Here is a 25,874-nt window from a genome sequence, read left to right as displayed (position 1 = left end):
GACCTAAGAGATATGGATGACGCGTTCAAACCGTCCCGCCGGGCCTTCCTGAAAGGCAGTGCCGCGGTTGCCGCAGGATCCGTTGCAGGTGCGGCAGCGGCAGAAACACCCGACCCACTGATAACAGAGCTTCAGGATTGGGCATCTTATACGGGGGCAGGTGTTGATGAGACGCCTTATGGCATGCCGATCAGCTTTGAATCCCATGTCGTGCGCCGCAATGTGGAATGGCTGACCGCCTCTCCGATTTCGTCGATCAACTTCACGCCGATCCACGCGCTCGATGGCACGATCACTCCGCAGGGATGCGCCTTTGAGCGTCACCATTCAGGTGCGATCGAGCTGCGCAAGGAGGACTACCGCCTGATGATCAACGGGCTGGTTGATCGCCCGCTTGTCTTTACATACGAAGACATTGAGCGGTTCCCGCGCGAAAACCACGTGTATTTCTGCGAATGTGCGGCGAACACGGGTATGGAGTGGGCTGGTGCGCAACTCAACGGCGTCCAATTTACTCATGGCATGATTCACAACATGGAATACACCGGTGTTCCGCTGCGCGCGCTGTTGCAGGAAGCAGGTGCCGACATCTCACCTGACAAATGGGTCTATGTTGAGGGCGCAGATGCGTCGTCCAATGGCCGCTCTATCCCGATGGAAAAAGCGCTGGATGACGTGTTGGTTGCATTCAAGGCGAATGGCGAAGCGCTGCGGATGGAGCATGGGTACCCTGTGCGTCTCGTGGTGCCGGGTTGGGAAGGTAACATGTGGGTCAAGTGGCTGCGCCGGATCGAGGTTGTCGATATGGCAGTCGAAAGCCGCGAAGAAACATCAAAATACACCGATGTTTACGTCGATGGCACGGCCCAGAAATGGACTTGGGTGATGGATGCAAAATCTGTCATCACCTCACCCAGCCCGCAAATGCCGATCAAACACGGACCGGGTCCGCTGGTCATTTCCGGGCTTGCCTGGTCAGGCCACGGACAAATTACACGGGTCGATGTGTCAAAGGACGGTGGGATCACATGGGAGACAGCGCGTCTTGGTAAGCAGGGCGACACCAAGGCTCTTACACGTTTCTATCTCGATACGAACTGGGACGGGGCGCCAATGCTCTTGCAGGCCCGGGCAATAGACGAGACCGGTTATGTGCAACCAACCAAAGACCAGTTGCGTGAAAAGCGCGGAGAAAACTCGGTCTACCACAACAACTGTATCCAGACTTGGTACGTGAGCGCAGAAGGGATCGCCGAGAATGTTGAAGTCTCTTAGTCATGTTTTCCTGCCCGTATTTGGCGGTACGGCGTTGGTGCTTGCGGTAGCTGTGTCTTTCGCGAACCGGAACTACGGCCACTCGAAGATTGAGACATTGGAGACCCGGATAGGGCAGGTTGAGGCGCATGCAGCAGTTGCCCAGGAGAATGCGGAAGCAGAATCCAAACGAGCAGCCGAACTGGAGATCAAAGTCGAAGAAATCCAGGCAGCGGCGGCAGAACGGGTCGCCAATGGTGCGAACTTGACCGCATCCGCGCCCATCCGTGAGAGTAGCCTTGGGCTTGGGCGGTCGGCACTGAAGGAAGAGATCGCGGCCTGGGACGTTGATGTCTTGCCTGATGGGCGTGGCCTACCCGTAGGTTCAGGCGACGTCTGGACCGGAGAAGAGGTGTATGTGGCCCGATGTGCGTCGTGCCACGGTGAATTTGCCGAAGGTGCAGATAACTGGCCTGTTCTGGCCGGTGGGTTTGACACGCTTGCAGACGAAGATCCTGTAAAAACCGTTGGGTCATATTGGCCACATTTGTCGACTGCCTGGGATTACATTTCCCGCTCAATGCCCTTTGGTGAAGCGGGCACGCTGACAGCGGATGAGACCTACGCAATTGTCGCATACATCCTCTACTCCAATGATTTGGTGGATGACGATTTCGAGCTAAACAACGAAAACTTCGCCGAGTTCAAAATGTACAATATGGACGGTTTCGTAGTCGATGTACGACCCGAGACCGAATACACTGAATGGCGCGAAGAGCCTTGCATGGAGAACTGCAAGGCAGAGACCGCCGTCACGATGCGTTCTGTTTTTCTGGTTGAGACTCCCGCGGAGGGTGGTTCGAACTCGGTCATGAATAATGCCAGCCCGGATGAGTTGCCGACGTTTTCGGCAGAAGGCCCCTCGTTCATTCCAACTGCAGCGCCAAAGCCTGATGAAGAGGCCGCAGCCATACCGGCCGCTCAAGAAACCGAAGTGACAGACGAGGTTACAGAACTGGCTGCTGCCGGAGAGAAAGTCTTTAAGAAGTGTAAATCCTGCCATCAAATTGGTGAAGGTGCAAAGCACAGCACTGGGCCTGCTCTGAACGGGGTAATCGGAGCTAATGCTGGATCGGTCGAGGGCTTCAAATACTCCAAAGCGATGCAGGCGTCTGCGGAGGCAGGACTAGTCTGGACCGATGAAGAAATGACTGCCTTTCTTACGAAGCCAAAGGAATACATGAAAGGCACAAGGATGTCTTTTGCAGGTCTTAGAAAACAGGACGATATCGAAGCTTTGATCATCTATCTTAAGACGTTTGGAAGTTGACGATGCGTTGGTCGAACGCGCTTGTCTGTGCCGCGTTCTTTGGGGCTACTGCTTCATCGACCTACGCTGCAGAAGACCTTGGCGATGCTGAGGCAGGGAAAGCCGTGTTCGCCAAATGCAAAGGCTGTCATCAGGTTGGAAAGGGGGCCGAAAACAAAATCGGTCCGCATCTGAATGGGATTTTTGGGCGCAGGGCAGCTGGTCTGGACGGCTTTAGCTATTCCAAAAGCCTTGCGCGCGCAGGTAGCTCGGGTCTGGAGTGGCACGCTGACACACTGTCTGCGTACATCGAAAACCCACGTGCATTCGCGTCAGGCACCAGGATGAGTTTTGGTGGCCTGAAAGACCCGGAAGACCGCGCCAACGTGATCGCCTATTTGCGGGATTTTTCCGACAATCCTCAGGACATCCCAGAAGCGGACCCGACGGCGAAGGGCACGGATCATTCTATCGACCCCGCGATCTTGGCGATTCAAGGAGATCCGGAGTACGGCGCATATCTCAGCAGCGAATGTACAACGTGCCATCAGATCGACGGAGGCGATGAGGGCATTCCCTCGATCGTGTACTGGCCTGACGAAGACTTCGTGGTCGCCATGCACGCATATAAAGACAAACAGCGGCCACACCCGGTCATGCGAATGATTGCCGGACGGCTGAGCAATGACGAGATCGCGGCATTGGCTGCCTACTTCAATAATCCATAGTGACTGTGTCCAAGAGGAGGAAACGCGATGACGCTAAATAGACGAGTATTTCTTGGAGCCGCCGGGGTGGTAGCAGCCGGTTTATCGGCACCGATGGTGTTGGCGCAAGGCAAACCACGTGTGGTAATTGTCGGCGGCGGTGCAGGCGGTGCAACTGCTGCGCGCTACATCGCAAAAGACAGCAGGGGTGAGATCGACGTAACGTTGATCGAGCCGTCGCGGACCTATTACACCTGTTTCTTCTCAAACCTGTATCTGGGAGGGTTTCAGGAGCTTTCGGACATTGCCCACAGCTATGGCACGCTTGCCGCGAACTACGGCATCAACGTGGTGCATGATTGGGCCACAGGGGTGGATCGCGATGCCAAGACGGTGTCCTTGGCAGGTGGCGGGTCTGTTCCATATGACAAGCTGATCCTGAGCCCGGGTATCGACTTTGTTGATGGTGCGGTCGAGGGCTGGGACGTCTCGGCGCAAAATAAAATGCCGCATGCGTACAAGGCTGGATCTCAGACCGAGCTTCTCAAGGCGCAGATCATGGCAATGCCCGAAGGCGGTACATTTGCAATGGTCGCGCCACCGAATCCGTACCGTTGCCCACCCGGACCGTATGAGCGGGTTTCAATGGTTGCGCATGTTCTGAAGGCGAACAACCCGACAGCAAAGATCATCGTTGCTGACCCGAAACCGAAGTTTTCCAAGATGTCATTGTTCCAAGAGGGTTGGGCCAACCACTACGAAGGAATGGTTGACTGGATCGGCGAAGATTTCGGCGGCGGCAATGTCGCCGTAAACCCGGATGCAATGACCGTTACTATCGACGGCGAAGAAACCAAGGTCGATGTCTGCAACGTGATCCCAGCGATGAAAGCCGGACGCATTGCGGAAATGGCAGGGGTGACCGATGGCAACTGGGCACCCGTGAACGCCGCGGATATGTCCTCCAAAGCCGACCTGGATATCTACGTTCTTGGTGACGCCAGCCAACAGGGTGACATGCCCAAATCCGGCTTCTCGGCCAACAGTCAGGCGAAAGTCTGTGCGAATGCCGTGCGAGGTGCGTTGACCGGGTCCAAAGTTTTTCCGGCCAAGTTCTCCAACACGTGCTGGTCGCTCATCGACACCGATGATGGTGTCAAGGTTGGCGCAACTTACGAAGCGACTCCCGAAAAGATTGCCAAAGTGGACGGCTTTATCAGCCAGACCGGCGAAGATGCGGACTTGAGAAGAGCAACTTATGAAGAGTCGCTGGGTTGGTACGCTGGTATCACTTCAGACATGTTCGGTTAAGGCATTCAGGGGCTTTGACTGGTGTCAAAGACCTTGATGAGCAATCTGAGAAGATGCGGCTCAAGAGGAGGATTAAAATCATGAAACACTTTATCGCAGTAGCCGCGTTTTCCACTGTTCTGGCGAGCCATGCGTTTGCGGAAGAGATCATCACTGCGCCATTTGACGGCAGTTTTGATGATGCAACCTTCGCCGTCGAGTCCGCGATTGTCGGACAGGGACTGGTCATCGACCATGTAAGCCACGTAGGCGACATGTTGAATCGCACGGGAGCTGATGTCGGCAGTGACAAGCAGATATTTGCGGCCGCAGACATCTTCATTTTCTGCTCGGCAAAAATATCGCGCGAGGTGATGGAAGCCGACCCTATGAATATCGGATTCTGCCCCTACGGGATTTTTGTAGCCGAGGACGACAGTGGCGTGATGGTGGGATATCGAGGCTACCCTGACGGGCCAATGCAAAAGGTTCAGACCCTGTTATCCGAGATCGTCGAAGAGGCCGTAGGGAATTGAAATGAACTATCAGCAGTTTTTTCGTGATCAACTGGACCAGCTTCGAGAGGAAGGGAACTATAGGGTCTTTGCGGATCTCGGAAGGCAGTGCGGTGCATTCCCGACCGCGCGCAATTACGCAGAAGACGGTCCCGAAAAAATCACTGTCTGGTGCTCAAATGATTATCTTGGCATGGGTCAACACCCCTGCATTCTTGCAGCAATGCACCAAGCGATTGATGAGTGTGGTGCCGGGGCGGGTGGTACGCGGAATATCTCTGGAACCACTCACGAGCACGTTTCGCTGGAACAGGAACTAGCCGACTTGCACTGCAAAGAGGCGGCATTGCTATTTACGTCCGGCTACGTTTCAAACTGGGCGGCTTTGGGAACTTTGGCCTCCCGCATTCCTGGTATCACCGTACTGTCAGACGAGTTGAACCATGCCTCGATGATTGAGGGAATTCGCCACAGCCGTTGTCAAAAGCGGATCTGGAAGCACAATGATATTGCAGACCTTGAAAGGCAGCTTGCTGACATACCAGCCAACGCACCAAAGCTCATCGCGTTCGAAAGCGTCTATTCCATGGATGGTGATATAGCGCCAGTTGCCGAGATCTGTGATCTGGCGGATCGCTATGGCGCGATGACCTATTTGGATGAGGTTCACGCCGTAGGGCTTTATGGACCGCGCGGCGGTGGCATCGCCGAACGTGAAGGCCTGATGGATCGCCTAACCGTTATCGAGGGGACATTAGGCAAAGCCTTCGGTGTCGTCGGTGGATACATCGCGGCGTCGAAAGAGCTTGTGGATTTCGTCCGGTCCTTTGCCAGCGGGTTTATCTTTACCACTGCATTGCCTCCGGCCGTAGCCGCAGGTGCGGCAGCCTCGGTTCGGCACCTGAAGCAAAGCAATGCGGAACGATATCTGCACCAGCAGCGAGTGCGCGAAGTTCGAGACAGGCTGGACGAACTGAGTATTCCCCATACTCCGAACCCAAGTCACATCATTCCGGTCATGGTCGGCGATCCGGTTAAGTGTCGCTTCATCTCTGATGTACTGATGCGTGACTATGGAATTTACATCCAGCCGATCAACTATCCAACCGTTCCCAAGGGAACGGAGCGTCTACGGATTACACCGTCGCCGGTGCATTCTACTGAAGACGTGGATCGACTGGTATCTGCATTGGGTGAGTTGTGGACGCAATGCCAGTTGGCGCGCAGGCCAATGGTCGCACAATGACAACTTGACCGAAGACAAGGATGCACACGCTACGAAGTGAGAGTTTCTGCTGATGGAGAGACTCATCGATCTGTTGGGAGACTCTGGTGCCTTGGCATTTGCCGGAGTGCTCGTCGGTATCTTGTTCGGCGTGACGGCTCAGAAGTCTCACTTTTGTTTAAGAGCGTCGGCAGTCGAAGTCGCCGAAGGCGAGCTAGGTCCCCGCTTGGCGGTTTGGCTGATCGCCTTCACCGCTGCGCTAGCCCTGGTACAGGCGCTTATCGCGTTTGAGTGGCTAGACCTTTCCGAGACCCGTGCAATCGCGTCGACAGGTAGCCTGAGCGGCGCGGTAATCGGTGGAGCGATGTTCGGCGCAGGCATGGTTCTGGCGCGTGGATGTGCATCTCGCCTTTTGGTATTAGCCTCCTGCGGTAATCTGCGCGCCCTGGTTACGGGATTGGTTTTGACCTTAGTGGCTCAAGCCGCCTATACCGGTGTTCTTAGTCCCGCCCGCGAGTTGCTGTCTGGTATCTGGGCTGTCCCAGGAGGCGCGCCGCGTGATCTTTCAGAAATACTTGGGTTCTCGCCAACGGTTTATACAGCCGTTGCAGCATTGGGATTGGTGTCGGCCATTGTCTTTGCGTCCCACCGGAAAGTCGCGCCTATAAGGATCATAGCGGCCGCAGGAGTTGGTCTGGCTGTGGCGCTCGGCTGGTTGATAACATTTGCCATCGCACAAACATCTTTTGAAGTCGTGCCTGTGTCTTCAGTCACGTTTACCGGACCGGCCACGGACACACTAATGGCGTTGGTTGCAAGTCGAAACGTTGTGTTGTCCTTCGGTATCGGCCTTGTCCCAGGCGTAGTAATTGGCGCGGCAGGCTCAGCCTTGACTGCAGGGGAGTGGAGGATCGAACGATTTGGCTCGGATACTCCGATGGAGCGCTACCTCGTAGGGGCTGTTCTCATGGGGTTTGGGGCCATGCTGGCGGGAGGTTGCGCGGTGGGTGCCGGGCTTTCAGGAGGGTCCGCTCTGTCATTGACCGCATGGGTTGCCGTATTTTTCATGTGGGTCGGGGCGGTCAGCACGCATAGACTATTGATGCTAATCCCTGTTCCGCAACATTCCTGAGCTACTCGAATTCCATCTGTTCGAAAACGCGCCCTGCATTTTTCGTGGCCAGTTCTTCAAACGTGTCCAGGTTGGCATAAGGTGACTGATCGACGTAGTAAGCCTCAGCCAGATCACCTCCTGCATCCATATGCTCTTGAATTTTGCCACGCAGATATACCAGATAGTCGCGTGTATAGCGGCGCACCTGACCCATGTTCGTAGGATGGCCGTGTCCCGGTATAACATAAGTGGCATCTAAAGCCTCGAATTCGGTGTCCCAAGTTTCAAGCCAATCCGCTGTATAGGTGTCTTGAAAGATTGGCAGCATGCGTTCGTGAAACGCCATGTCGCCCGCAATGACAAGGCTTTGGTTCGGCAACCAGATCGAGATATCGCCGGGACTATGGGCAGGGCCGAGATACTTTGCCTCAATCCGGAATTCACCCATCTCAACCACGTACTCATCATCGAAAGTCTCGGTTGGGCCAGCCAGGAATGTTCCGTCTGCCTTGTCCTGATTGTATCGCTGCATTCCCTGCAGAATTTGCGGGCCATATTCCTCGAATTCAGCCGCTGCTTCTGAATGTGCGATGATCGGAATGCCGAGTTCTGACCAGTAAGCGTTGCCGAGCATCGCGTGCCCCTGGCCATTCTCGTTGAAGACAAGTCTGACCGGCTGATCCGTGATGGCCTGAATTTCCTTGTGAAGCGCTTCGGCAAGGACATAGGCTGCACCGCCGTTTATGACGACCACACCTTCACCGGTTACAATGAAACTGAGATTGTTGTTGTGACCAGAGTTTTCATAGGTCGGTGGGGCGGTTGCGCCAATGGCGGAATAGACGCCAGGGAAATACTCGACCGGTTTGGAATACAGCACGCTTTGCGGATATTGGTCTGCAATTTCCTCGCTTGCCCAAGCTGGTGCGGCTAGGGCCAAGGCAATCGCAAGCGTTCGTATCATGTTGGTTCTCCGATGAACTTATACGCAGAGCCAGTTTTTTCGACCCGGCCGATTCCACCATTCGGCAGGTGGAAGCCAATTATCTTCATTTGCTCGCGAGAAATCTGATCTAGCAGCAAACTACGAGTTGCTGCAGCTGTCTGTGGATCCTGATCCGTGCCACTGTGCCAATCAGGCCGTTCAAAAGCCACGTGTGGATTTCCCAACGCGTCGCCGACAATCATCACGGATTCACTGCCGCTGCGGATTTCAAACGCCATGTGGCCGGGTGTGTGCCCAAAGCTTGCACGGGCGGCAATGCCTGGAAGGATCTCTTGTCCGTCGTCAAAGAACGCCACCTGATCCTCAATTTCTGCCATCCGGCGCTTCGCGCCTACAGCGAACGCAGCGCGATCTTCTCCTATTGAATCTACCGTTGAAGGGTTCCACCAATAATCCCACTCTTTACGGCCAAAGTGATGCGTCGCGTTGGGGAAAAGCAGGTCGTCGAAGTCATCCAAAATGCCCCAGATGTGATCCGGGTGCGCATGGGTGAAAATCACGTGCGAAACGTCTTCGGGCGACAGGCCGATTGTTTCAACAGTTTCCATAAGTTTGCCAGACGTGGGCATGAAATCCGGCCCAGCACCGACATCGAATAGCACAGTGTTTTTACCATCACGATAGAGCGCCACGTTGCACTCTGGCTCGTACTTGGTCGCGTCCACTCGATTGCGATTCAGAAGCTGCTCGAGTTCTTCTTTCGGCATGGACCCAAAGACCATTTCCGGTGGCAACGACAGGTACCCGTCTGATACGGTTGAAATCCGAGCTGAAGAGCCGAGTTGCAACTCGGCCCTCACGATCCTGGATTGAGTACCAAGCATCCCAAGGCAAGCGGCGCTGTACAAGAAAGTGCGGCGAGAAAATGCATTTCCATCCATACACAATCAATAAAATGAATGTTATTATTTGTAAATGGAGAAAGAAAGGCTGTGTGTGCAAAGTTGCTTTCGTCTTGATCACTAAGAAGTCTACTCAACTTCTTCGGTACCGGCGGGTAAGTCAGCGATTACACCGGTGCCCCTGAGAGCCTGCATCTCAACTCTTGGAGCGAAATGGGACTGGTTTCGGCGTGTGGCGTTTCCCGCTTTTTCGTGACGATTCCCAGTTCTTTTTGAACACAAAATTCGTCTGCTGTTACCCAAAATGCCACCCAAACCATGTTTGCGGTACGAGAGAGCAACGCTGAGTTCACGTTTCTAACTGATATGTTATGGGAATTTGGTAGCGGAGGAGGGACTTGAACCCCCGACACGCGGATTATGATTCCGCTGCTCTAACCAACTGAGCTACTCCGCCATGAGTGAATGGCGATTTAAGGGAGGGGTTGGGGAGGGTCAAGAGGGAAATGGCGCCTTTGTTGGGAATATTTTAGCTGGGACTAATCCGAATTTGGCACAACCGTCGCCCTGAGTTCTGTATTTTGTACCACGCCGCGAATGAAGTTGTTGCAGATGTCCGGGACTGTCAGGGGGATCATATGGCCCTGCCCGTCGATCTGTTCAAAACTCAGACCAAACGCCTGCATTGATTCACCGTGTTGCTTGGCTGACAGGAGCGCATCCTGTGCTCCAAACAATATGGCGCCAGGCACTTTCAGGTCGCCATAACGGGCGACCTGCGTCGGCATGCTCTGTTCAATCCCGATCACATCCTGCGAGGCGCTGATAAACGCGGATGGACGCATCCCCAAAGCGCCGCCGGCGCGGTCCAGAAAGTCTTGGGGCGCGGGTTCTGGCGCAAAAACCGCGCTAAGGGTGTGTGGTGCGGTTTTTGCAGCCAGCGGGACGGCAATCGTGTTGCCGATCAGACTGCGCAGCCATTCTGTCCGGATTTCAAGCGGTTTGAACACGGCGGGCGGCCCGGGCATCGCCTGTGTGAGCGGAGCCAGCAGGGCCAGGGCCTTGATCTTGTCCGGGTAATCCAGCGCCATCGCCAGAGAAACCGCGCCACCCAGCGAATGGCCGACCAGAATTGGGTTGCTGACCCCCTTTGCCTCTAGAAATTCATGTATCATGCGGCCCTGTTCGGGCAACCGCCCAAGCTCTGCCGTCTCACGAGTTGAGTATCCGCAACCGGGGCGATCCACGGCAATGACGTGAAAATCCTCGGCCAGTTTATCCATCAAGGCGTAGGTGAAATGTTGCAATTGCCCGGCCAGCCCATGAATGAGCACAACCGTCTGATTGGAAGGGTCGCCCTTTTCCACATAGTGAATATCGCCGCCACGCACGGGAATGATCTCCCCCGGTTGCGGAACACGCATCCGGCCGTCACGGGTCAGCTTGCGTGTCCAAAGGTTCATCGCAACAAGAAACAGTGCAATGAACAGCGCAATAGTCAGTAAGATTGTCATCAGCCTATCCTCTGGATGGAGCAGATCAGATTACTGGCCGGATAGCGCCACAACCCGAAGGCAATGTCCACAGCTCGCTTTAAGGATCTAATGCGGACTGGGTTAGCCGCGCAAGATCGTCCCAGTTGGATCAAAGGGCGGTTCTTTCAGGATCGTTGCCCTATGCGGGCGCCCTAATACCATGACCTCGACCCTATCGCCTGCCTCGGCACCCGAAACATAGCCCAAGGCCAGCGACATACCCACGGAATAGCCATAAGCACCCGATGTCACCCGACCAATTCCGCGCCCGTCCATGAAAATGGGTTCGCCTCCGGTCGCGTCAGCGTTCGAAGCTGCGGTGTCGGCTTCGTCCAGATGCAGCAGGACAAGCTGCTCTCTGGCTGGAGAGGTCGTGGCAGTATTGGCGGCATCTTTGTTCAGGAACGATTTGTCGAATTTGCACAACCGGTCCAACCCGACCTCGTGTGGCCAGTATTCGGGGCTGTATTCGCGCCCCCAAGACCCATAGCCCTTTTCGATCCTCAGCGACATCAGTGCACGGCTGCCAACTGGACCTGCGCCGTACTCTTTTCCGGTCTCGATCAGCGCCTCATACAGGCGGAGCTGATCTTTCGTGGCGCAATGCACCTCCCAGCCCAGATCGCCGGTGAAGGAGACACGCAGCGCCAGGACCGCAATTCCGGCGATTTCGATCTGTTGCGAGCGCATGAAGGGGAAATCCTCGGGGCTGAGCGAGGTATTCGTAAGCCGTTGCAGGATTTCGCGCGATTTCGGGCCAGCCACGTTAAAGCCGCAAGTCTCTTCGGTGCGGCTTTCGAAACGGGTGCCATCGGGCAGAGGAACCTGTTTGAAGAACCGTTTGTGATAGCGCTCGGCCATGCCCGAGCCGATGATCCAGAATTCGTCGTCGGCCACGCGGGTCACGGTGAAATCGCCGGCAATACCTCCCCGTTTTGAGATCAGCGGGGTCAGGCAGGATCGACCAACCGATCTCGGCATGGAATTTGCGAATACGGCATTAAGCCAACCCTCGGCTCCCGGACCATTGCAAACATATTTGGCAAAGTTTGAGATGTCGATGATCCCGGCCCGATCGCGCAGCATCCGGCATTCCGCGCCCACCGGTTCCCACCAGTTCTGGCGGGTGAATCCGTTGGTGTCCGTGGCGCCGGGCGCCTCTGCGAACCACAGCGGGTGTTCCCATCCGACATTCAGGCCAAAGACGGCACCCATGTCCTTTTGCCTGTCATAAATCGGGCGGGTCCGGGCAGGGCGTCCTGCGCTGCGTTCTTCATTTGGGAAGTGGATGGCAAAGCGGTGTGCGTACTGATCCTGCACGCGGGCCTTGGTGAAATCTTTCGTAGCCCATGTGTCGAACCGCGCCACGTCCCAGGCGAACATGTCGTATTGGGTTTCGCCTTCGATGATCCACTGCGCCGCCATCAGGCCCATGCCACCCGATTGCGAGAATCCCGGGATGATGCCGTTGCAGCAGAAATAGCCGTCGACCTCGGGCACTGGTCCCATCAGAACGTTGGCATCGGGTGACCAGATCATCGGTCCGTTGATGACCCGTTTGATCCCGGTGTCGCCCACGGCAGGTACGCGTTCGATGGCGTTCATCATATTCTCTTCGATCCGCTCCAGATCGTCGGGAAACAGATCATGGGCAAAATCCAGGGGTGTGCCGTCCTCGGCCCAGAATTTCATATCCTTTTCATAGGCCCCCACCAAAAGGCCCTGACCTTCCTGCCGCAAATAGTACTCGCCATCGCGGTCACTGACCGAGGGCAGGCGGGTATCATGCGCCGCGACGTCAGCCATGGTTTCGGTGACAAAATACTGATGCTCGGTCGGTTGCAGGGGTAGCTCGATCCCGGCCAACATGGCAACTTCGCGGCCCCACAGACCGGCGGCATTCACAACCCACGGCGTTTGGATGTCCCCCTTAGGGGTGCGTACGATCCAGGTGCCGTCTTCTTGCTGATCTGTCGCAGTGACCGGCGTAAAGCGGTGGATTTCGGCCCCACGCTGGCGCGCGCCGACAGCGTAGGCGTTGGTGACCCCCGAGGGATCAACATTACCGCCATCAGGTTCGTACATGACACATCGGATGCCATCGTAATTGACCAGCGGGTTCAGACGCTGCGCCTCTTCGATGCTGATCTCATAGAAATTCATCCCGTACAGCTTGGCCTTGGCGGCCTGTATCCTCAGCTGGTGTTCGCGCTCTTCGGTTTGGGCCAGATATAACGAGCCGGGCTGGAACACGCCGCAGCTTTGGCCGGTTTCAGCCTCAAGTTCTTTGTACAGCGTCATCGTATAGTGTTGGATGCGGCTGATATTGGTGCTGTCATGCAGTCCGTGGATGTTCGCCGCCGCGTGCCAGGTCGAGCCGGATGTCAGTTCATCCCGTTCCAACAGCACCACGTCTGACCACCCCGATTTGGTCAGGTGATACAGGATCGAGCACCCAATCACACCCCCGCCGATTACCACTGCCTGTGCATTTGTCTTCATGAGTCTGTCATCCAAAATTTTGGTCTTGTCGTCATGTGTTACCAGTACTGAACCCAAGACAACGGGTTTAAATTTCACGTGGGATTGAACAGATATAAACCAAGGTTAGTCTCCGATGCCCACCACTATGCACGTCCATACTCGACCAGTCTGTGGTTCAATTCATCTGTTTCAGAGGCCCCGGCTTCCAGGGCGAATATAAAGGCGTGGGTCAGGTAAAAACAGGCCGCGTCGATATCTTGCACCGCTTCGCATTCATCTGCTGCAATAGTGTAATAGCGGACCAACGCGGCAGGATCATCATGATCATGCGCCTCAAGTAGCAAGCGATCCAGTTCTGTTCTGTCCATCGGGTCTCCGTCGCGTCTGGCCAGTCGAGCGTGGCCAGACAGCTGGTTCAGTCGGCGCGACCGCTTTCAATCTGTGTCGCAACCCAGTGATGGAAATTATGCGTCGGACCATCCATCACCGGAGAGAACCGACCGCCGTCAAACAACATTCCGTGCCGACCCTTTTGCATCCCTTCAACAACGAACACATCCTCTTCAAACACAGTTTTCCATTGCTGGGCGTTTGCCGCCCTCAGGCCATCATGTTCAGGTGTGTCTTCGATGCTTTTGGCATAATAAAGCTCGATATGCTCAACGGTATTTTCGTGATCAACCGGTTCCAGGACAATGGCAAAGGCATGGTCACGCTGCACACCCAAAAGAACATTCGGATACACGGCCACATACTCTGCGCCCTCATTCCATTGATCGCTGAGCCCGTCGAAATCGGCGAATGTGGTGCCGTCATGGTCAGTGAGTTGTCGATAGACCAGCGTGCCTTGACCGGAATAGTGCCCGCGCACTTCGATGTTATAGTGATCCTCAAGTCGCGAATAGCTGTTCAGGCCGGGATGCACCCAGGGCAGGTGATAGCTTTCGCAATAGTTCTCAACCGCCAGCTTCCAGTTGGTCTTGACCTCCAACTTGAACGAAGAGGCCTCACCGCCGTGATGTACTGGTTGATCAAACTCTTTCCAGCGTTCCAATAAGGCGGCGTGCGCCTCTTCGAATTCGGGTGCATTGCCGTCCACATTAACAAAGACCACGTCCCGCCAGACATAAGAGCGAATACGGATAAGGCCCAGAGATTTGCGATCCACGTCCTCATGGGTGTTGTGACCGGCGCCGCCAACATGTGGCGTCGCACGCAGCTCTCCCTTCAGGCTGTAGCACCAGCTGTGATAGGGGCAACGGATCGCGCCACTTATCTTGCGAGGGGTATCGACAAGGATCATCCCGCGGTGACGGCAGGTATTTTGAAATACGCCAACCTCACCATCCCGATCCCGCACGATTAGTAAAGGCATGCCTAGGAAATCGACCGGCATGGCATCGCCTTCCTCGGGCACGTCTTTGCCAAAGCCGATCCCGGACCAGTTGGCGTACAAAACCGATCTACGCTCTTCGGCGAAAAGTGCCGGGTCGATATAGTGTTCGTTTGGCAGGCCGTTTGCGACATTCACATCGACCAGAACGGAAGACAGCGCAGTATGCTTGTTCATCGGGCTCTCCTGCAGGTGTTGCTTGGTCTCTATTGGCGGATACGCTGGCATCCACTCAATATCAGAAAACCTCATCACAGGGTGATTTCACCTAAACCGAACCGTCCTGAACCTCTTGAATGATCCAATCTTTCAGCGCCCGGGCACTTTCGGACAAGTCTTCATCCGAGCGGCCAACCAGATAAAACTGGTTTGGAGCGATCTGGAGGTGGGGCCCGATTGCCACCAGCTTTCCCGATTGCAGCATGGGTTGGATCAAGCGTTGCCATCCAAGAACCAGCCCGGCCCCCTTACGCGCCCGCTGGAGGGCTACCGAATAGCTGTTCACACGAGAATCAATCGGAATGGTCCCCGTGTACCCGAGTTGTTGAAACCATTCGGGCCAAGTGGTCCAGCTGCGGTCTTCAGAGTCTAGATGTATCAGTCGTTCAGCGGCGAGATCTTCAAGGCTTGCACCGGCCAACCGATCCGCCACCTCTGGGCAGGCGACGGGGACCAGACAATCCCGAAACAGAGGAGTGTGCGAAAGGTCACCGTTGCCGTCCCGGCCGTAGCGAATAAAGAAATCGATATCCGGCCGATCCCGAAATGGTCGATCCTGTGAAAGCTGGTCAACATTTACTTCAGGCATTTCGCGCCAGAACCGGATTACCGATGGCGACAACCAAAGAGCAGCCACTGCAGTGGTTGATCCTACGGTTACCTTTTCGACGGTGGCACGGTCGCGGATTGTTGCCAGTGTTTTTGAGATGCGGGTAAACGAAGAAGCCAGCGCGTCATACAGCGCTTTGCCGTCTTCCGTCAGTTCGACCCCTCGGTGTTTGCGCTGGAACAAGGCGGTGCCAAGATCACCTTCCAACGCTTTGATCTGATGACTGACCGCGCCCGGCGTTACCGACAGTTCTTCAGCCGCATTCTTAAAGCTTAGATGGCGCGCAGCGGCTTCGAAGGCCGACAGCGTGGTGAGTGGCGGCAGATTATAGTGGCGTCTGGACATGACAGGTGTAGCCGTTGGTGGTCTTCAGGTTAATTCTTCTCACTCAAATATTGGACTTTTTAAGATTGTGCGCCAGAAGAAATTTTCCAAAACGATGATGTTGAGTGCCGTGTTTCCGATACGTGCGGTAAAGATCAGGCAATGTTTCTGTGACGACCGGGTTTGGTGTCAGCCAGTTCATTGACGGTTCTTATGCCATCACCGACATGGAGTGGATCATGGATATGGGCGGAGATGATCCCGCGCTAAGCATGGCAGAACTGATAGCAGGTCTGGTCGTCATCATGGGTCTGTAGATCATTTCGGCGGTTTCGGGTGCGGGTCGCTTCCTGCAAACATGTATCGCAATTAGTGAGGCTTGCTTTGACCAAATACCGCAATCTTTTGGGGAGGATTGGAGGATCGCCCTGTGAATATGCGTACCATGACCCGAACCGGTGGCCGTGCGGCCCGGCGCGCGCTGCGCTCTGCTCCGAATTTCGAGATGTTGCCCGGCCTGACCCGAGGCATCCCCCTATGCGAGGTGATGGATGGCAGCCAGATCGACCGGATCGACAGCGCCTCAATGGATATTCTCGAGAATGTCGGTGTTCAGTTTCGCGATGCAATCGCACTGGAGGATTGGAAAAAAGCTGGTGCAAAGGTCGAGGGCGAACTGGTCTATCTGGACCGGGGCCTGGTCCGAGAGCTGATCGCCACCATTCCCAGCACCTTCACTTATCATGCTCGCGATCCGAACAAGAACGTGCGACTGGGCGGACGGCACTCGATCTTTGTGCCGATGACCGGCGCGCCCTTTCTGCGCGATCTCGATGACGTGAGGCGCAATCCGACGCTCGATGATCTAGCAATGTTCCACAAACTAAGCCACATGCTGCCGGCGATGCATTCCTCGGCGCATCACATTGTCGAACCTTACGACCACCCGATCAGTCAGCGACATCTGCGGATTACCTATTCGTCGATGAAACATTCGGACAAGACGTTCATGGGTATGACCACCTCGCCCAGAAACGCCGAAGACGTCATTGAGATGTGTGCGATCCTGTTCGGGGAAGATTTCATTGAAGATCATCCGGTCACCACGGGCAACTGCAACGGAAACTCTCCGCTGGTCTGGGACGAAACGATGCTGGGCGCGATGCGGGCCTTTTCTCGCCGCAATCAGCCTGTGTTGTGCTCGCCCTTTGTTTTGGGCGGGGCCAATACGCCCGCATCGGTTCCCGCCACCGTGGCGCAATTGAACGCCGAAGCACTGAGCGCGCTGGCCTATACCCAAGTCATTCGCAAAGGTGCTCCGGCGATTTACGGGCACTACCTGTCGACGGTGTCGATGAAATCAGGTGCCCCGATGGCCGGCACGCCCGAGATCAGCCTGATGAACTTTATGATCGGGCAGATGGCCCGGTTCTACGACGTTCCATGGCGCACCTCGAACACGCTGGGTGGGGCCAAGACATTTGATGCGCAGGCCGGGTACGAATCCGCCACGACGCTGCAGGCGGTTCTTCATTCCGGTGCGAACTATATTTGGCATTCGGCTGGCTGGAATGAGGCTGGGATGCATTGTTCCACCGCCAAGTTCATTGTCGATGCTGAGCAATGTGCGATGGCTTATCGCATGGCAGAAGGCCCGCAATGGGATGATTTTGACCAAGCTCTTGCCGCCATTCCAGAGGTCGGTCCAGGCGGGCACTATCTGGGTCATCCGCACACGCAGGACAATTTTCAAACGGCGTTTTTCATGCCCGAGATGTTCGACAATAACTCGATTGAGCAGTGGGTGGCAGAAGGCGGGGTTGAGATCACTGAGCGCGCGTTGAAGCACGCGCGCAAGCTGCTGGCCGAATACCAGGAACCGACACTGGACGTGGCCAAAAACGAGGCCCTGCTGGACTATATTGCCCGGCGAGAACGGGAAATTCCCGCCGCTGACGAGCTGAACCAAACCTATTAAAGATTTCGCCTTGGACCTATCCCGACTGCATTGTCGGGTGGGTTTCCATTTAGCACTCGGAGGGAAAATGGAGCTGACGGGCAAAACAGCGCTCATCACAGGGGCTGCGGGCGGCATCGGATCTGCTATTGCACAGCGGATGCGGCAGGCAGGGGCACGGGTTGCGGTTGCGGACATTTCGGTTGAGGGTATCGAGGCCGACGCCCATTTGCCCGGCGATTTGCGCGAGAGCGCTTATGCAGATGCATTGCCGCAACATGCGGCGGATGCGCTGGGCGGGCTGGATATCGTCGTCAACAATGCGGGGGTCATCACCCGCGGAGCGGTGACCGAGACTTTGGATACCGACTGGGCATTGTCGCTGGGCGTAAATGTCGAGGCGCCCTTTCGCATCTGTCGCGCCGCAATCCCGATCATGGCGGCGCGTGGTGGTGGCGCGATCGTGAACACCGCGTCATGCTGGGGGCTGCGCCCTGGGCCGAACCACGCGGTCTATTGCATGACCAAGGCAGCTATTGCGTCGTTGACACAATGCATGGGTATGGACCACGCGCATCAGGGCATCCGCATTAACGCCGTCTGCCCGAATGAAGTAAACACGCCGATGCTGCGGTCGGGGTTTGAAAAACGCGGCTTCGATCCGGATACTGCCGTGGCAGAGCTGGGCCGGACGGTGCCCTTGGGGCGTATCGCCGAGCCCGAAGATATTGCTGATGTGGTGATGTTTCTTGCCTCGGACGCCGCGCGCTATGTGTGCGGGGCATTGCTGGAAGTGAACGGAGGAAAACCGGTTTCATGACGCGATTTACCGGCAAAACCGCACTGGTTACGGGCGGGCGCAGCGGTATCGGATGCGCCATCGCGGAACGTTTGCAACACGAAGGTGCACGGGTCTTTACCGCGCAACGTGGGAGCGATCCGGAATTCGAAGGGTTCGAGGCCGATTTCAGAGATCCCCACAGCCCGCAAACGGTGGTCAATCAGGTCGTTGATCTGTCCGGGCGATTGGACATTCTGGTCAATAATGCAGGCATGATGCAGGAAGCCGGCGTCGAGCAGATGAGCCTTGCAGACTGGCAGCGCACGCTGACAGTCAACCTCACGGCCCCGTTCCTGCTGATCAAGGCGGCGCTGCCCCATCTACGGCGGGCGGGCGGGGCGATTGTCAATATCGGCTCGATTGAGGGGCTGGGCAGCAATCCCGGCCATGCTGCCTATTGCGCATCCAAAGCCGGGTTGCATGGCCTGACACGAGCGGTGGCCGTGGATCATGGGGCAGAGGGCATTCGTTGCAACGCCGTGGCCCCTGGCTGGATCGACACCGAGTTGAACTTGGATTTCATCGCCTCAATGCCGGACCCGGAGACATTTCACGAGGATATCAAGCGCATACACCCCGTTGCCCGAACCGGAAGCCCGCAAGAGGTTGCGGCGCTGGTCGCCTTCCTGGCGTCGGATGATGCCAGCTTTATCACCGGGCAGGTCTACACAGTCGACGGAGGCCGCATGGCCAAGCTGAGCCTGCCCTGATCACTCGTCCCGCGCGCGCCATTCTTTCCAGCGCAGCACTGCATTGGCACCGATCTCTCGAAATGGCTTTGGGGGCAGGCGTTTGGGTTGATCCTGGGCGTCGAAATACCGGGTGATATTCGAGCTGTGGCCGCAGGTGCGTTCTGCTGCCGCGATACCGGTCAGGGTGCCGCGCGCCGTGCCTAGCCCATTCTGGACGCAGCCGGAAATCACGCCCTGTTCGACCTCTCGCGCGACGGAAACGCCGTTCAGGCTGAGGCAGAGATGACCGGCCCAGTGATATTGCATGTCCAGCCCCGCCAACTGCGGAAATCGCTGGTCGAATTTGCGCTGCATCACCCGCGAGGCGCGCGCCAGATCACCAGCAGTTGAGGTCATGCCCGGGCGCAGGGCCGCGCAGGTACGGGTTATGATCCGATTGCCGCCCTGCGCCGTATCAATGCGCCGCATCGTTGTACCCAACGGATCAGATGGTGTGACACTCCAGCGGGGTTGCCCCCCAAGCCGCGACAGCACTTCGGCGTCCAGCTCCGGGGTCATTGCCGCAAAAAGGAACAGTTGCATCAGTCGGTCGCGCTCGATCCCAAAGCTTTCCAGATGCCCGTTCACCGTCAGGATGACTGCACCAGAGCTGACGGTACCGCGCGCGGTTTTTACCAGCCACGCACCGCCTTGCTTCTCAAATCCGGACACGCCAGAGCTCTCGTACAATGCAATGCCATCCTTGATCAGTCCCGCAGCCAGACCGCGAATATAGCCTGCTGGTTGCAACATAACCGTGCCGGGTGTGTATAGCCCCGACCGATAGTGGCGCGACCCTGTCAGGGCGTGCATCTGCTGTTGGTCGAGCATTTCACTGGTCTCACCCAAAGTGCTGAGATGATGCGCATAGCTGATATTATGTGCATGTCCCGCCGCGCTCACCGCTCCGTTAACCTTGCCAGCCGGATCAAAGAAATTCGGGTCGATCTGATATTGCTCGACCGCCGATCGGGCAAAATCAATTGCAAGTCGGTTTAGTGTGATCATGGTGCGATCATCCCCCGGCCCGGAATAATTGTCCGAGGCCAGGTCATGTGGCAGATCGATCATAAAACCCGTATTGCGCCCCGCAGCCCCTTCAGCCACGCGGCCAGCCTCAAGCACGATGATCTTTGCGTCGCTTTGCAGCTGCCTCAAACGCTGTGCCGCTGACAGGCCTGCGAAACCGGCACCAACAATCACGACATCCGCCGTCAGATCACCATCCAGTTCTTGGGCTGGGGGTGGATCGCCTAATATGACGCACCAGGCCGCAGGTCCGCGATGGACTGGCAGGGTTCGGGCGGCATAGCTGCTCAATCCACGGCCTCATCCGCATCGTCGGACAGGTCGACCCAGATGGTTTTTAGCTGAGTATACTGGTCATGCGCATGGATCGAGTTGTCGCGCCCACCAAAGCCAGACTGTTTATAACCGCCAAAGGGCGTGGTGATATCGCCCTCTCCAAAACTGTTTACAGTCACCGTTCCCGCCCGGATCATCCGCGCCCCGCGGATGGCGCGTTTCGCATTGGCTGTGAAGATCGATGCACACAAACCATACTCGGTATCGTTGGCGATCTTGATGGCCTCATCGAAGCTGGAAACCGTGATCACCGAAAGAATAGGACCAAAGATTTCGTCACGTGCCAGGATGGCGTCATTGCCAGGGAGTTCGACTACGGTGGCCTCGACAAAGCCATTGTCCGCTTTGCCTCCGATCACCACGTTTTCGGCCTGATCCAGGTATCCGCAGACCTTATCGAAATGAGCTTCGCTGACCATTGCGCCCAATCGTGTTTCCGGGTTCAGAGGCTCGCCGACATTCCATTGCTTTACATGATGGGCGATGCGGTCGAGCAACTCGGCCTTTATGTCCTTGTGGACAATCAGGCGGGACGTGGCCGAGCAGTTCTCACCCATATTCCAGAACGCACCGTTGACGATATGTGCCGCCACGCGGTCCAGATTTTCCGCATCTTCCATCACAATGGCCGGATTCTTGCCGCCCATTTCAAGCACCACCTCTTTGGCGTTGCTTTCCGCCGAATAGCTCAGAAACCGTTTGCCAGTCACGGTTGAACCGGTGAAGGACACCATATCGATATCCATGTGCCGTCCGATAGGTTCGCCCACCTCGGCACCTGCGCCGGGGACGATGTTTAGCACGCCGCGTGGCAGACCGGCTTCCATCGCCAGTTCGGCCAGCCGCAATGCCGTCAGTGAAGTCTCCTCGGCCGGTTTCACCACCACCGAGCAGCCCGCAGCCAGAGCGGGCCCGATCTTCCATGCCAGCATCAGCAATGGGAAATTCCAGGGCAGGACTAGCCCGACAACGCCAATCGGCTCGCGCACAACCAAAGCGATGTGGTCGTCACTGGCGGGCGAGACCTGATCATAGATCTTGTCGATCGCCTCAGCGTGCCATTTCAGGCAATGAATGGTCTCGGGCAGGTCGACGGTCTCACAGTCAAAGATGGTCTTGCCACTGTCGATACTTTCCATCACCGCCAGTTCACGTGAATTGCGTGTGATCAGTTTGGTCAACCGGATCAGCACATTTTTGCGCTCGGATGGGTGCAGCCTCGACCAGCGGCCATCTTCGAACGCTTCGCGCGCCTTCTCGACGGCAAAATCCACGTCCGCTACACCGCAGGCGGCAATGTTGGCCAATTTCTTGTTGGTCGCCGGGTTAACCGTTGTGAAGGACTGCCCGGAAATCGCCGGGCGGTACGCGCCATCAATAAAGGCGCCGGTTGGCAAGGTCAGACCCGCGGCGATGGAGTCGTATTCGTCCTGCGTCAGCAATGTCATACCTTACCCCTCTGCCATGATGTCAGCGATTTTCTGTTTCAGCACGCGCGTCACTTGCTCTAGCGCGCGTTTGTCATCTTTGTTCAAAGATTTCAGCGGCGGTCGAACGGTGCCCGCGTCAATCCCATTCATTGTGACACCATGCTTGATGGTCTGGATGAATTTGCCACCCTGTTCTAATACCCGCATCAAGGGCATCAGCGCCGACATGATCCGGCGGCCCTTGGCATAATCGCCCTCGATTACACAGGCCTGGTATAGCGCCACATGCTCGGCAGGCAGAAAGTTCGAGCCGCCACAGACCCAGAACGGCGCGCCCCAGGCAAAGAATTCCAGCGCCTGATCGTCCATACCGCATCCCAGTTGGATATGCGGATAGTCCCGCGCCAGAAGATGCACCCGGTTGATATCGCCCGAGCTTTCCTTGATGCCGCAGAAATTCCTGCTGCGTCCGACGCGGTCCAGGAATTCTTCGCCCATCATCGTGCCTGTGCGGTGAGGATAATTGTACAGCATTACCGGCAGGTCGGCGGCCTTGTCGATGGCCAGCGCATTCAGCGCATTTTCGCGGTCGGTGGGCACCGAATAGGGCGGGCTGGCTAACAGGATCGCATCCGCCCCGATTTCCTTTGCACCCGACGCCAGCGCAACCGAGTCCGACGTCAACATCGCGCCCGTGCCAACAACCAGAGGCAAACGGCCTTTCAGACGCACATGGGTGAACCGCGCCAATTCCAGCCGTTCCTCCACGGTCTGCGCATAATTCTCTCCGGTCGACCCGCCCGAGATCAGACCATGCACGCCATTCTTGATCAGAAGCTCGATCACCTGCGCCAGCGCGTCCCAGTTCACGCTGTCATCGGCCTGGTAGGGCGTAACCACCGGGGTAAAGACCCCCTCAAATCGGAAAATTGGGTTCATTCCGTCCTCATGCTGGTTTCGAAAGCGGTGGGAGGCCCATTGGGACATCCAGCGCATCGGGCATCACGAACAGTTCGATCTGATCGCGTGACAGGTTCCAGTGATCTTCGGCCAGCTGCGCAGCAGCCGTTTCATCGCGTGCCTCGATGGCGTCGATGATGGCGTCGTGTTGCTGGCTTGCCTCGGACAGGTTTTCGACCATCCTGCCCGACTGTGGCCGGTAGAAGGTCATGCCGATACGGGCATGGTCAATCAGCAAACGGTTGAAAGAGGGCAATAGATAGACATTGCCCGACATTTCGCCGGTCACTTCGTGAAAGCGGTTATTGGCCAGGGCGCGCTCTTCGGCTGCCCCATCCCGCAGCGCGGCCTTGAATGCCTGCTGAGCGGTTTTCAGGGCTTCAATCTGCACAGGCTTTGCGTTCGCCGCTGCCAGTCGCAGGATTGCACCATAGATCATCGGCGCGGCCAGAAAGAAATCGCGCAAGGTGGTATACGACATTTCGGACACGCGCGCGCTGCGGTTTGTGCGCAGGTCCAGATATCCTTCTCCGGCGAGTTGTCGGAACACTTCGCGTAAAGGCGTTCTCGACAGGCCAAACGCATCGGACAGATGCACCTCGTCCAGATCGGTGCCGGGTTGCAGGCGCAAAGTCAGGATCGAGACCTTCAAGTGCTCGGCCAGCTGCGTTTTGCGGGTTTTTGCGACGTCCTTCATCCGGATCCTCCAGCCCAGCCAGCAAGAATCGATTGGGTTCGATTGCCTCCTTTTTGTATCCGAATAAAATACATATTGTATACATAGAAATTTCGTGCAGCATAATCCAACGACAAAGACTCAGCCAATCCGGCCGAACAAAGTGGAAAGCCCTATGCCTCAGATGCGGCACATCACCATTGTTCTGATCGAGGAGTTCTCGCATCTCGCCTTTTCCTGCGCCGTCGAACCACTGCGGATCGCCAATCTGGTCAGTGAGGAAACGCTATATGATTGGACGCTGATATCGGAGGACGCAGAGCGTGCAGTATGTTCCAATAAGGTGGTGACACTTGTGCATGGCGGGTTGGGCGATATTCCAAAGACTGATCAGCTGTTTGTCTTGTCGGGCATCCACATGCGCAACCATGTCTCACGTGACCTTCTGGCTACGTTGCGACGCGAACGTGCGCAGGGCACGCCGATCGGGGCATTGTGTTCTGGTGCTTGGCTTCTAGCAGAGGCCGGATTTCTGGATGGCTCTCAGGCTGCGATCCACTGGGAATATCACGATGCGTTTATGGAAGCGTTCCCAGAGGTGAACCTTGTGCGCAGTGTCTTCGTGGCAGACGCGAAACACATCACGGCATCGGGTGGGACGGCAACTGCCGATCTTATGCTGCATCTGATCGGACGCGACCACGGCGAGGAGCTGGCGATCGCGGTTGCAGACCAGATGGTGTATAATGCTGCCCGCAACGCAACGGCCAAACAAAGGGTATCATTGCAATCGCGCAACGGGATGCGTAACGCACATCTGGCTCGGGCCATCCATACCATGCGCGAATGCCTTGAAGCACCGGTTTCTCCGTCAAAGATCGCGGATGATCTTGGCATATCCACGCGCCAGTTAGAGCGGTTATTTGGTAAGTATCTCAACACTTCGCCCAAAAAATACTTTATGGAATTGCGCCTGGAACGCGCGCAAAAGCTTTTGCTTCAGACCGAAGCATCCGTCACCGAGGTCGCGTTGGCTTGTGGCTTTGAAAATCCCGGCCATTTCTCGCGGGTTTATCGATCCAGTTTTGGTGTCACACCGCATTCGCAAAAAAGCAAAATCGACTGACGGAAGGCGGCGGGGGGAGCTGCTCTGCCCTAGGGCGAGCCCGGCCCGGCAGGCGCTCACCCCCTAGTCCCGCTTGTACCCCCTCGTTAAATTCAAACTCGTAAACTGATCAGCAGGATTGACTGTTTGTATTTGGTAAAAAGGGCACAAATTCTGCAAGATCGTGTCAGATGTAAGGGGGTTTAGGGCGATATAAAGGCCCAGATTTCTGCAAAAAATGCGGCCCAAATCCCACACAATTAATAGCTCAAATAGCCAAGTTTGTCCTTGAGTTTGCGTTACATATGAAAAATGGCTTTTAAGTTTAGCCAAAATACCGGGTATACTTACAAACTATGGCAGAGATTCACATCGGGATGCATTTTCGAACCCCCATGTTCCCTTCAGCAACCAAAGCCGGAGGCCATGCATGAATTTCGAAACTTACCAGCCGGTCGTGACACCTGTCCCGCCAGTCATACCCGTAGACGTGCGCGAGGATCAGATTATTCAGGCCTCACAGGCGGCCAGTGCAGCATTTGAAAAGATATCCGCCACGGCATTATTTGAGGTGGATACAGTCACTGATACTCAGAAGCGCATACTTGCGATCTTTCGCTGGTATTTTCTGGCGGCCTTTTGCACGCGCATGTTGTCTGGGGCAACGCATCGGCTGGATCATTTGACGATGCAAGTAGGCATGGATGTTTACAGTGCGGTTGGTATGATTTTGTCCCGCGATGAGATCGAGTATTCGAGAAACCTGGTTGAAAAAATGCCGGATTCTGCGGCTGATGCACGGATGAAGGCGATCGGCGCACGGGGGCACAAGGCAGGTTGGATCGCGGCCAATCAATATAAACAGGGCAGAAGCATGCCCTCAGAGATCAAGGTCGCTCTGTCAGGTGCTTTGGCGGCTGTGGATCGTTTGAATTGAACAGCGGTCCCAATTCGACATGAGTTTACAAGTGTCGGTGAATTT

Annotated in this window: 23 protein-coding genes, 1 tRNA gene and 1 pseudogene; 13 read left to right on the top strand and 12 right to left on the bottom strand. The window is 56.1% G+C overall.

Going from position 1 to position 25,874, the window contains the following annotated elements:
• Positions 1–12: 12 nt before the first annotated feature.
• The 7 genes from soxC (at position 13) to AC2FH9_RS10105 (ending at position 7,432) form a co-directional block, all read left to right on the top strand.
• Complete coding sequence (gene soxC, locus AC2FH9_RS10135) at positions 13–1,275, top strand: sulfite dehydrogenase (protein WP_271948170.1); 1,263 nt, start codon at positions 13–15, stop codon at positions 1,273–1,275.
• Positions 1,259–2,584, top strand: a complete 1,326-nt coding sequence (locus AC2FH9_RS10130; RefSeq protein WP_496871419.1) for a c-type cytochrome — start codon at positions 1,259–1,261, stop codon at positions 2,582–2,584. Before soxC ends, AC2FH9_RS10130 begins: the two co-directional genes overlap by 17 nt.
• Before the next feature lie 2 nt (positions 2,585–2,586).
• Complete coding sequence (locus tag AC2FH9_RS10125; RefSeq protein ID WP_142635858.1) at positions 2,587–3,291, top strand: c-type cytochrome; 705 nt, start codon at positions 2,587–2,589, stop codon at positions 3,289–3,291.
• Between the two features lie 27 nt (positions 3,292–3,318).
• On the top strand, positions 3,319–4,581 hold the full coding sequence (locus AC2FH9_RS10120) for an FCSD flavin-binding domain-containing protein (RefSeq protein ID WP_496871417.1): 1,263 nt from the start codon (positions 3,319–3,321) through the stop codon (positions 4,579–4,581).
• A gap of 80 nt (positions 4,582–4,661) precedes the next feature.
• Positions 4,662–5,096: a DUF302 domain-containing protein gene (locus AC2FH9_RS10115; protein WP_496696169.1), complete on the top strand. Its 435-nt coding sequence runs from the start codon at positions 4,662–4,664 to the stop codon at positions 5,094–5,096.
• 1 nt (position 5,097) lies between these two features.
• Positions 5,098–6,321, top strand: a complete 1,224-nt coding sequence (hemA, locus tag AC2FH9_RS10110; RefSeq protein WP_496750102.1) for a 5-aminolevulinate synthase — start codon at positions 5,098–5,100, stop codon at positions 6,319–6,321.
• Positions 6,322–6,373: 52 nt separating this feature from the next.
• Positions 6,374–7,432 (top strand): YeeE/YedE family protein, encoded by a 1,059-nt coding sequence (locus AC2FH9_RS10105; protein WP_496750103.1) that lies wholly within the window; start codon positions 6,374–6,376, stop codon positions 7,430–7,432.
• Position 7,433: 1 nt separating this feature from the next.
• Here the strand turns inward: AC2FH9_RS10105 and AC2FH9_RS10100 are convergent, their stop codons facing one another.
• The 8 genes from AC2FH9_RS10100 to AC2FH9_RS10065 form a co-directional block, all read right to left on the bottom strand.
• Positions 7,434–8,378 carry an MBL fold metallo-hydrolase gene (locus AC2FH9_RS10100; protein WP_496750104.1) on the bottom strand — a complete coding sequence of 315 codons (945 nt, stop codon included), beginning with the start codon at positions 8,376–8,378 and terminating at the stop codon, positions 7,434–7,436.
• Positions 8,375–9,244 (bottom strand): MBL fold metallo-hydrolase, encoded by an 870-nt coding sequence (locus tag AC2FH9_RS10095; protein WP_496750105.1) that lies wholly within the window; start codon positions 9,242–9,244, stop codon positions 8,375–8,377. The genes AC2FH9_RS10100 and AC2FH9_RS10095 overlap by 4 nt, the downstream gene beginning before the upstream one ends.
• A gap of 398 nt (positions 9,245–9,642) precedes the next feature.
• Positions 9,643–9,719: transfer RNA gene (locus tag AC2FH9_RS10090), tRNA-Met, on the bottom strand.
• An 82-nt stretch (positions 9,720–9,801) separates the two neighbouring features.
• Positions 9,802–10,776 carry an alpha/beta fold hydrolase gene (locus tag AC2FH9_RS10085; RefSeq protein ID WP_496871412.1) on the bottom strand — a complete coding sequence of 325 codons (975 nt, stop codon included), beginning with the start codon at positions 10,774–10,776 and terminating at the stop codon, positions 9,802–9,804.
• Positions 10,777–10,878: 102 nt separating this feature from the next.
• Complete coding sequence (locus tag AC2FH9_RS10080) at positions 10,879–13,299, bottom strand: GcvT family protein (RefSeq protein WP_496871410.1); 2,421 nt, start codon at positions 13,297–13,299, stop codon at positions 10,879–10,881.
• A 125-nt stretch (positions 13,300–13,424) separates the two neighbouring features.
• Positions 13,425–13,649: a hypothetical protein gene (locus AC2FH9_RS10075; protein WP_142635874.1), complete on the bottom strand. Its 225-nt coding sequence runs from the start codon at positions 13,647–13,649 to the stop codon at positions 13,425–13,427.
• A gap of 47 nt (positions 13,650–13,696) precedes the next feature.
• Positions 13,697–14,851, bottom strand: coding sequence for an aromatic ring-hydroxylating oxygenase subunit alpha (locus AC2FH9_RS10070; protein WP_496871408.1), 1,155 nt, complete (start codon positions 14,849–14,851; stop codon positions 13,697–13,699).
• A 91-nt stretch (positions 14,852–14,942) separates the two neighbouring features.
• Complete coding sequence (locus AC2FH9_RS10065; RefSeq protein ID WP_282021563.1) at positions 14,943–15,848, bottom strand: LysR substrate-binding domain-containing protein; 906 nt, start codon at positions 15,846–15,848, stop codon at positions 14,943–14,945.
• 143 nt (positions 15,849–15,991) lie between these two features.
• Here AC2FH9_RS10065 and AC2FH9_RS10060 point away from each other — a divergent pair.
• The 4 genes and pseudogenes from AC2FH9_RS10060 to AC2FH9_RS10045 all read left to right on the top strand — a co-directional run.
• A pseudogene (locus AC2FH9_RS10060) lies at positions 15,992–16,141 on the top strand (BCCT family transporter); the annotation flags it as partial.
• Positions 16,142–16,263: 122 nt separating this feature from the next.
• On the top strand, positions 16,264–17,805 hold the full coding sequence (locus tag AC2FH9_RS10055; RefSeq protein WP_142635980.1) for a trimethylamine methyltransferase family protein: 1,542 nt from the start codon (positions 16,264–16,266) through the stop codon (positions 17,803–17,805).
• Between the two features lie 67 nt (positions 17,806–17,872).
• Positions 17,873–18,604: an SDR family NAD(P)-dependent oxidoreductase gene (locus tag AC2FH9_RS10050; RefSeq protein WP_496750108.1), complete on the top strand. Its 732-nt coding sequence runs from the start codon at positions 17,873–17,875 to the stop codon at positions 18,602–18,604.
• A complete protein-coding gene (locus AC2FH9_RS10045) occupies positions 18,601–19,335 on the top strand; it encodes an SDR family NAD(P)-dependent oxidoreductase (protein ID WP_496871407.1) in 735 nt (244 codons plus the stop codon). The genes AC2FH9_RS10050 and AC2FH9_RS10045 overlap by 4 nt, the downstream gene beginning before the upstream one ends.
• On the opposite strand, the gene AC2FH9_RS10040 is transcribed toward AC2FH9_RS10045, so the two are convergent.
• The 4 genes from AC2FH9_RS10040 to AC2FH9_RS10025 are packed head-to-tail and all read right to left on the bottom strand — an operon-like array spanning position 19,336 to position 23,808.
• Entirely contained in the window at positions 19,336–20,676 is a 1,341-nt protein-coding gene (locus AC2FH9_RS10040; RefSeq protein WP_496871406.1) for an NAD(P)/FAD-dependent oxidoreductase, read from the bottom strand. It abuts the gene before it with no gap.
• On the bottom strand, positions 20,673–22,169 hold the full coding sequence (locus tag AC2FH9_RS10035) for an aldehyde dehydrogenase (protein ID WP_496871405.1): 1,497 nt from the start codon (positions 22,167–22,169) through the stop codon (positions 20,673–20,675). Before AC2FH9_RS10035 ends, AC2FH9_RS10040 begins: the two co-directional genes overlap by 4 nt.
• Positions 22,170–22,172: 3 nt before the next feature.
• Positions 22,173–23,090 (bottom strand): dihydrodipicolinate synthase family protein, encoded by a 918-nt coding sequence (locus tag AC2FH9_RS10030; protein WP_496696149.1) that lies wholly within the window; start codon positions 23,088–23,090, stop codon positions 22,173–22,175.
• A 7-nt stretch (positions 23,091–23,097) separates the two neighbouring features.
• Complete coding sequence (locus AC2FH9_RS10025) at positions 23,098–23,808, bottom strand: GntR family transcriptional regulator (RefSeq protein ID WP_271948135.1); 711 nt, start codon at positions 23,806–23,808, stop codon at positions 23,098–23,100.
• Positions 23,809–23,962: 154 nt separating this feature from the next.
• Between AC2FH9_RS10025 and AC2FH9_RS10020 the strand changes: the two genes are divergently transcribed.
• Both AC2FH9_RS10020 and AC2FH9_RS10015 read left to right on the top strand, forming a co-directional pair.
• Positions 23,963–24,913, top strand: coding sequence for a GlxA family transcriptional regulator (locus tag AC2FH9_RS10020; RefSeq protein ID WP_496871404.1), 951 nt, complete (start codon positions 23,963–23,965; stop codon positions 24,911–24,913).
• A 409-nt stretch (positions 24,914–25,322) separates the two neighbouring features.
• Entirely contained in the window at positions 25,323–25,829 is a 507-nt protein-coding gene (locus AC2FH9_RS10015; RefSeq protein WP_496701570.1) for a hypothetical protein, read from the top strand.
• Positions 25,830–25,874 lie beyond the last annotated feature (45 nt).

It is taken from the genome of Ruegeria sp. CDSC081, from assembly GCF_059610485.1.
Note: the sequence above shows the minus strand (reverse complement) of the source record. Positions and strands in the feature narration are given on the sequence as shown.

Bases quoted from the DNA above. Each gene is read 5' to 3' on its own strand.
- AC2FH9_RS10020 (WP_496871404.1), top strand. From the start codon at position 23,963: ATGCCTCAGATGCGGCACATCACCATTGTTCTGATCGAGGAGTTCTCG.
- hemA (WP_496750102.1), top strand. From the start codon at position 5,098: ATGAACTATCAGCAGTTTTTTCGTGATCAACTGGACCAGCTTCGAGAG.
- soxC (WP_271948170.1), top strand. From the start codon at position 13: ATGGATGACGCGTTCAAACCGTCCCGCCGGGCCTTCCTGAAAGGCAGT.
- AC2FH9_RS10025 (WP_271948135.1), bottom strand. From the start codon at position 23,808: ATGAAGGACGTCGCAAAAACCCGCAAAACGCAGCTGGCCGAGCACTTG.
- AC2FH9_RS10105 (WP_496750103.1), top strand. From the start codon at position 6,374: ATGGAGAGACTCATCGATCTGTTGGGAGACTCTGGTGCCTTGGCATTT.
- AC2FH9_RS10085 (WP_496871412.1), bottom strand. From the start codon at position 10,776: ATGACAATCTTACTGACTATTGCGCTGTTCATTGCACTGTTTCTTGTT.
- AC2FH9_RS10115 (WP_496696169.1), top strand. From the start codon at position 4,662: ATGAAACACTTTATCGCAGTAGCCGCGTTTTCCACTGTTCTGGCGAGC.
- AC2FH9_RS10070 (WP_496871408.1), bottom strand. From the start codon at position 14,851: ATGAACAAGCATACTGCGCTGTCTTCCGTTCTGGTCGATGTGAATGTC.
- AC2FH9_RS10030 (WP_496696149.1), bottom strand. From the start codon at position 23,090: ATGAACCCAATTTTCCGATTTGAGGGGGTCTTTACCCCGGTGGTTACG.
- AC2FH9_RS10065 (WP_282021563.1), bottom strand. From the start codon at position 15,848: ATGTCCAGACGCCACTATAATCTGCCGCCACTCACCACGCTGTCGGCC.
- AC2FH9_RS10015 (WP_496701570.1), top strand. From the start codon at position 25,323: ATGAATTTCGAAACTTACCAGCCGGTCGTGACACCTGTCCCGCCAGTC.
- AC2FH9_RS10075 (WP_142635874.1), bottom strand. From the start codon at position 13,649: ATGGACAGAACAGAACTGGATCGCTTGCTACTTGAGGCGCATGATCAT.
- AC2FH9_RS10130 (WP_496871419.1), top strand. From the start codon at position 1,259: ATGTTGAAGTCTCTTAGTCATGTTTTCCTGCCCGTATTTGGCGGTACG.
- AC2FH9_RS10045 (WP_496871407.1), top strand. From the start codon at position 18,601: ATGACGCGATTTACCGGCAAAACCGCACTGGTTACGGGCGGGCGCAGC.
- AC2FH9_RS10095 (WP_496750105.1), bottom strand. From the start codon at position 9,244: ATGCTTGGTACTCAATCCAGGATCGTGAGGGCCGAGTTGCAACTCGGC.
- AC2FH9_RS10050 (WP_496750108.1), top strand. From the start codon at position 17,873: ATGGAGCTGACGGGCAAAACAGCGCTCATCACAGGGGCTGCGGGCGGC.
- AC2FH9_RS10055 (WP_142635980.1), top strand. From the start codon at position 16,264: ATGCGTACCATGACCCGAACCGGTGGCCGTGCGGCCCGGCGCGCGCTG.
- AC2FH9_RS10120 (WP_496871417.1), top strand. From the start codon at position 3,319: ATGACGCTAAATAGACGAGTATTTCTTGGAGCCGCCGGGGTGGTAGCA.
- AC2FH9_RS10125 (WP_142635858.1), top strand. From the start codon at position 2,587: ATGCGTTGGTCGAACGCGCTTGTCTGTGCCGCGTTCTTTGGGGCTACT.
- AC2FH9_RS10035 (WP_496871405.1), bottom strand. From the start codon at position 22,169: ATGACATTGCTGACGCAGGACGAATACGACTCCATCGCCGCGGGTCTG.
- AC2FH9_RS10100 (WP_496750104.1), bottom strand. From the start codon at position 8,378: ATGATACGAACGCTTGCGATTGCCTTGGCCCTAGCCGCACCAGCTTGG.
- AC2FH9_RS10080 (WP_496871410.1), bottom strand. From the start codon at position 13,299: ATGAAGACAAATGCACAGGCAGTGGTAATCGGCGGGGGTGTGATTGGG.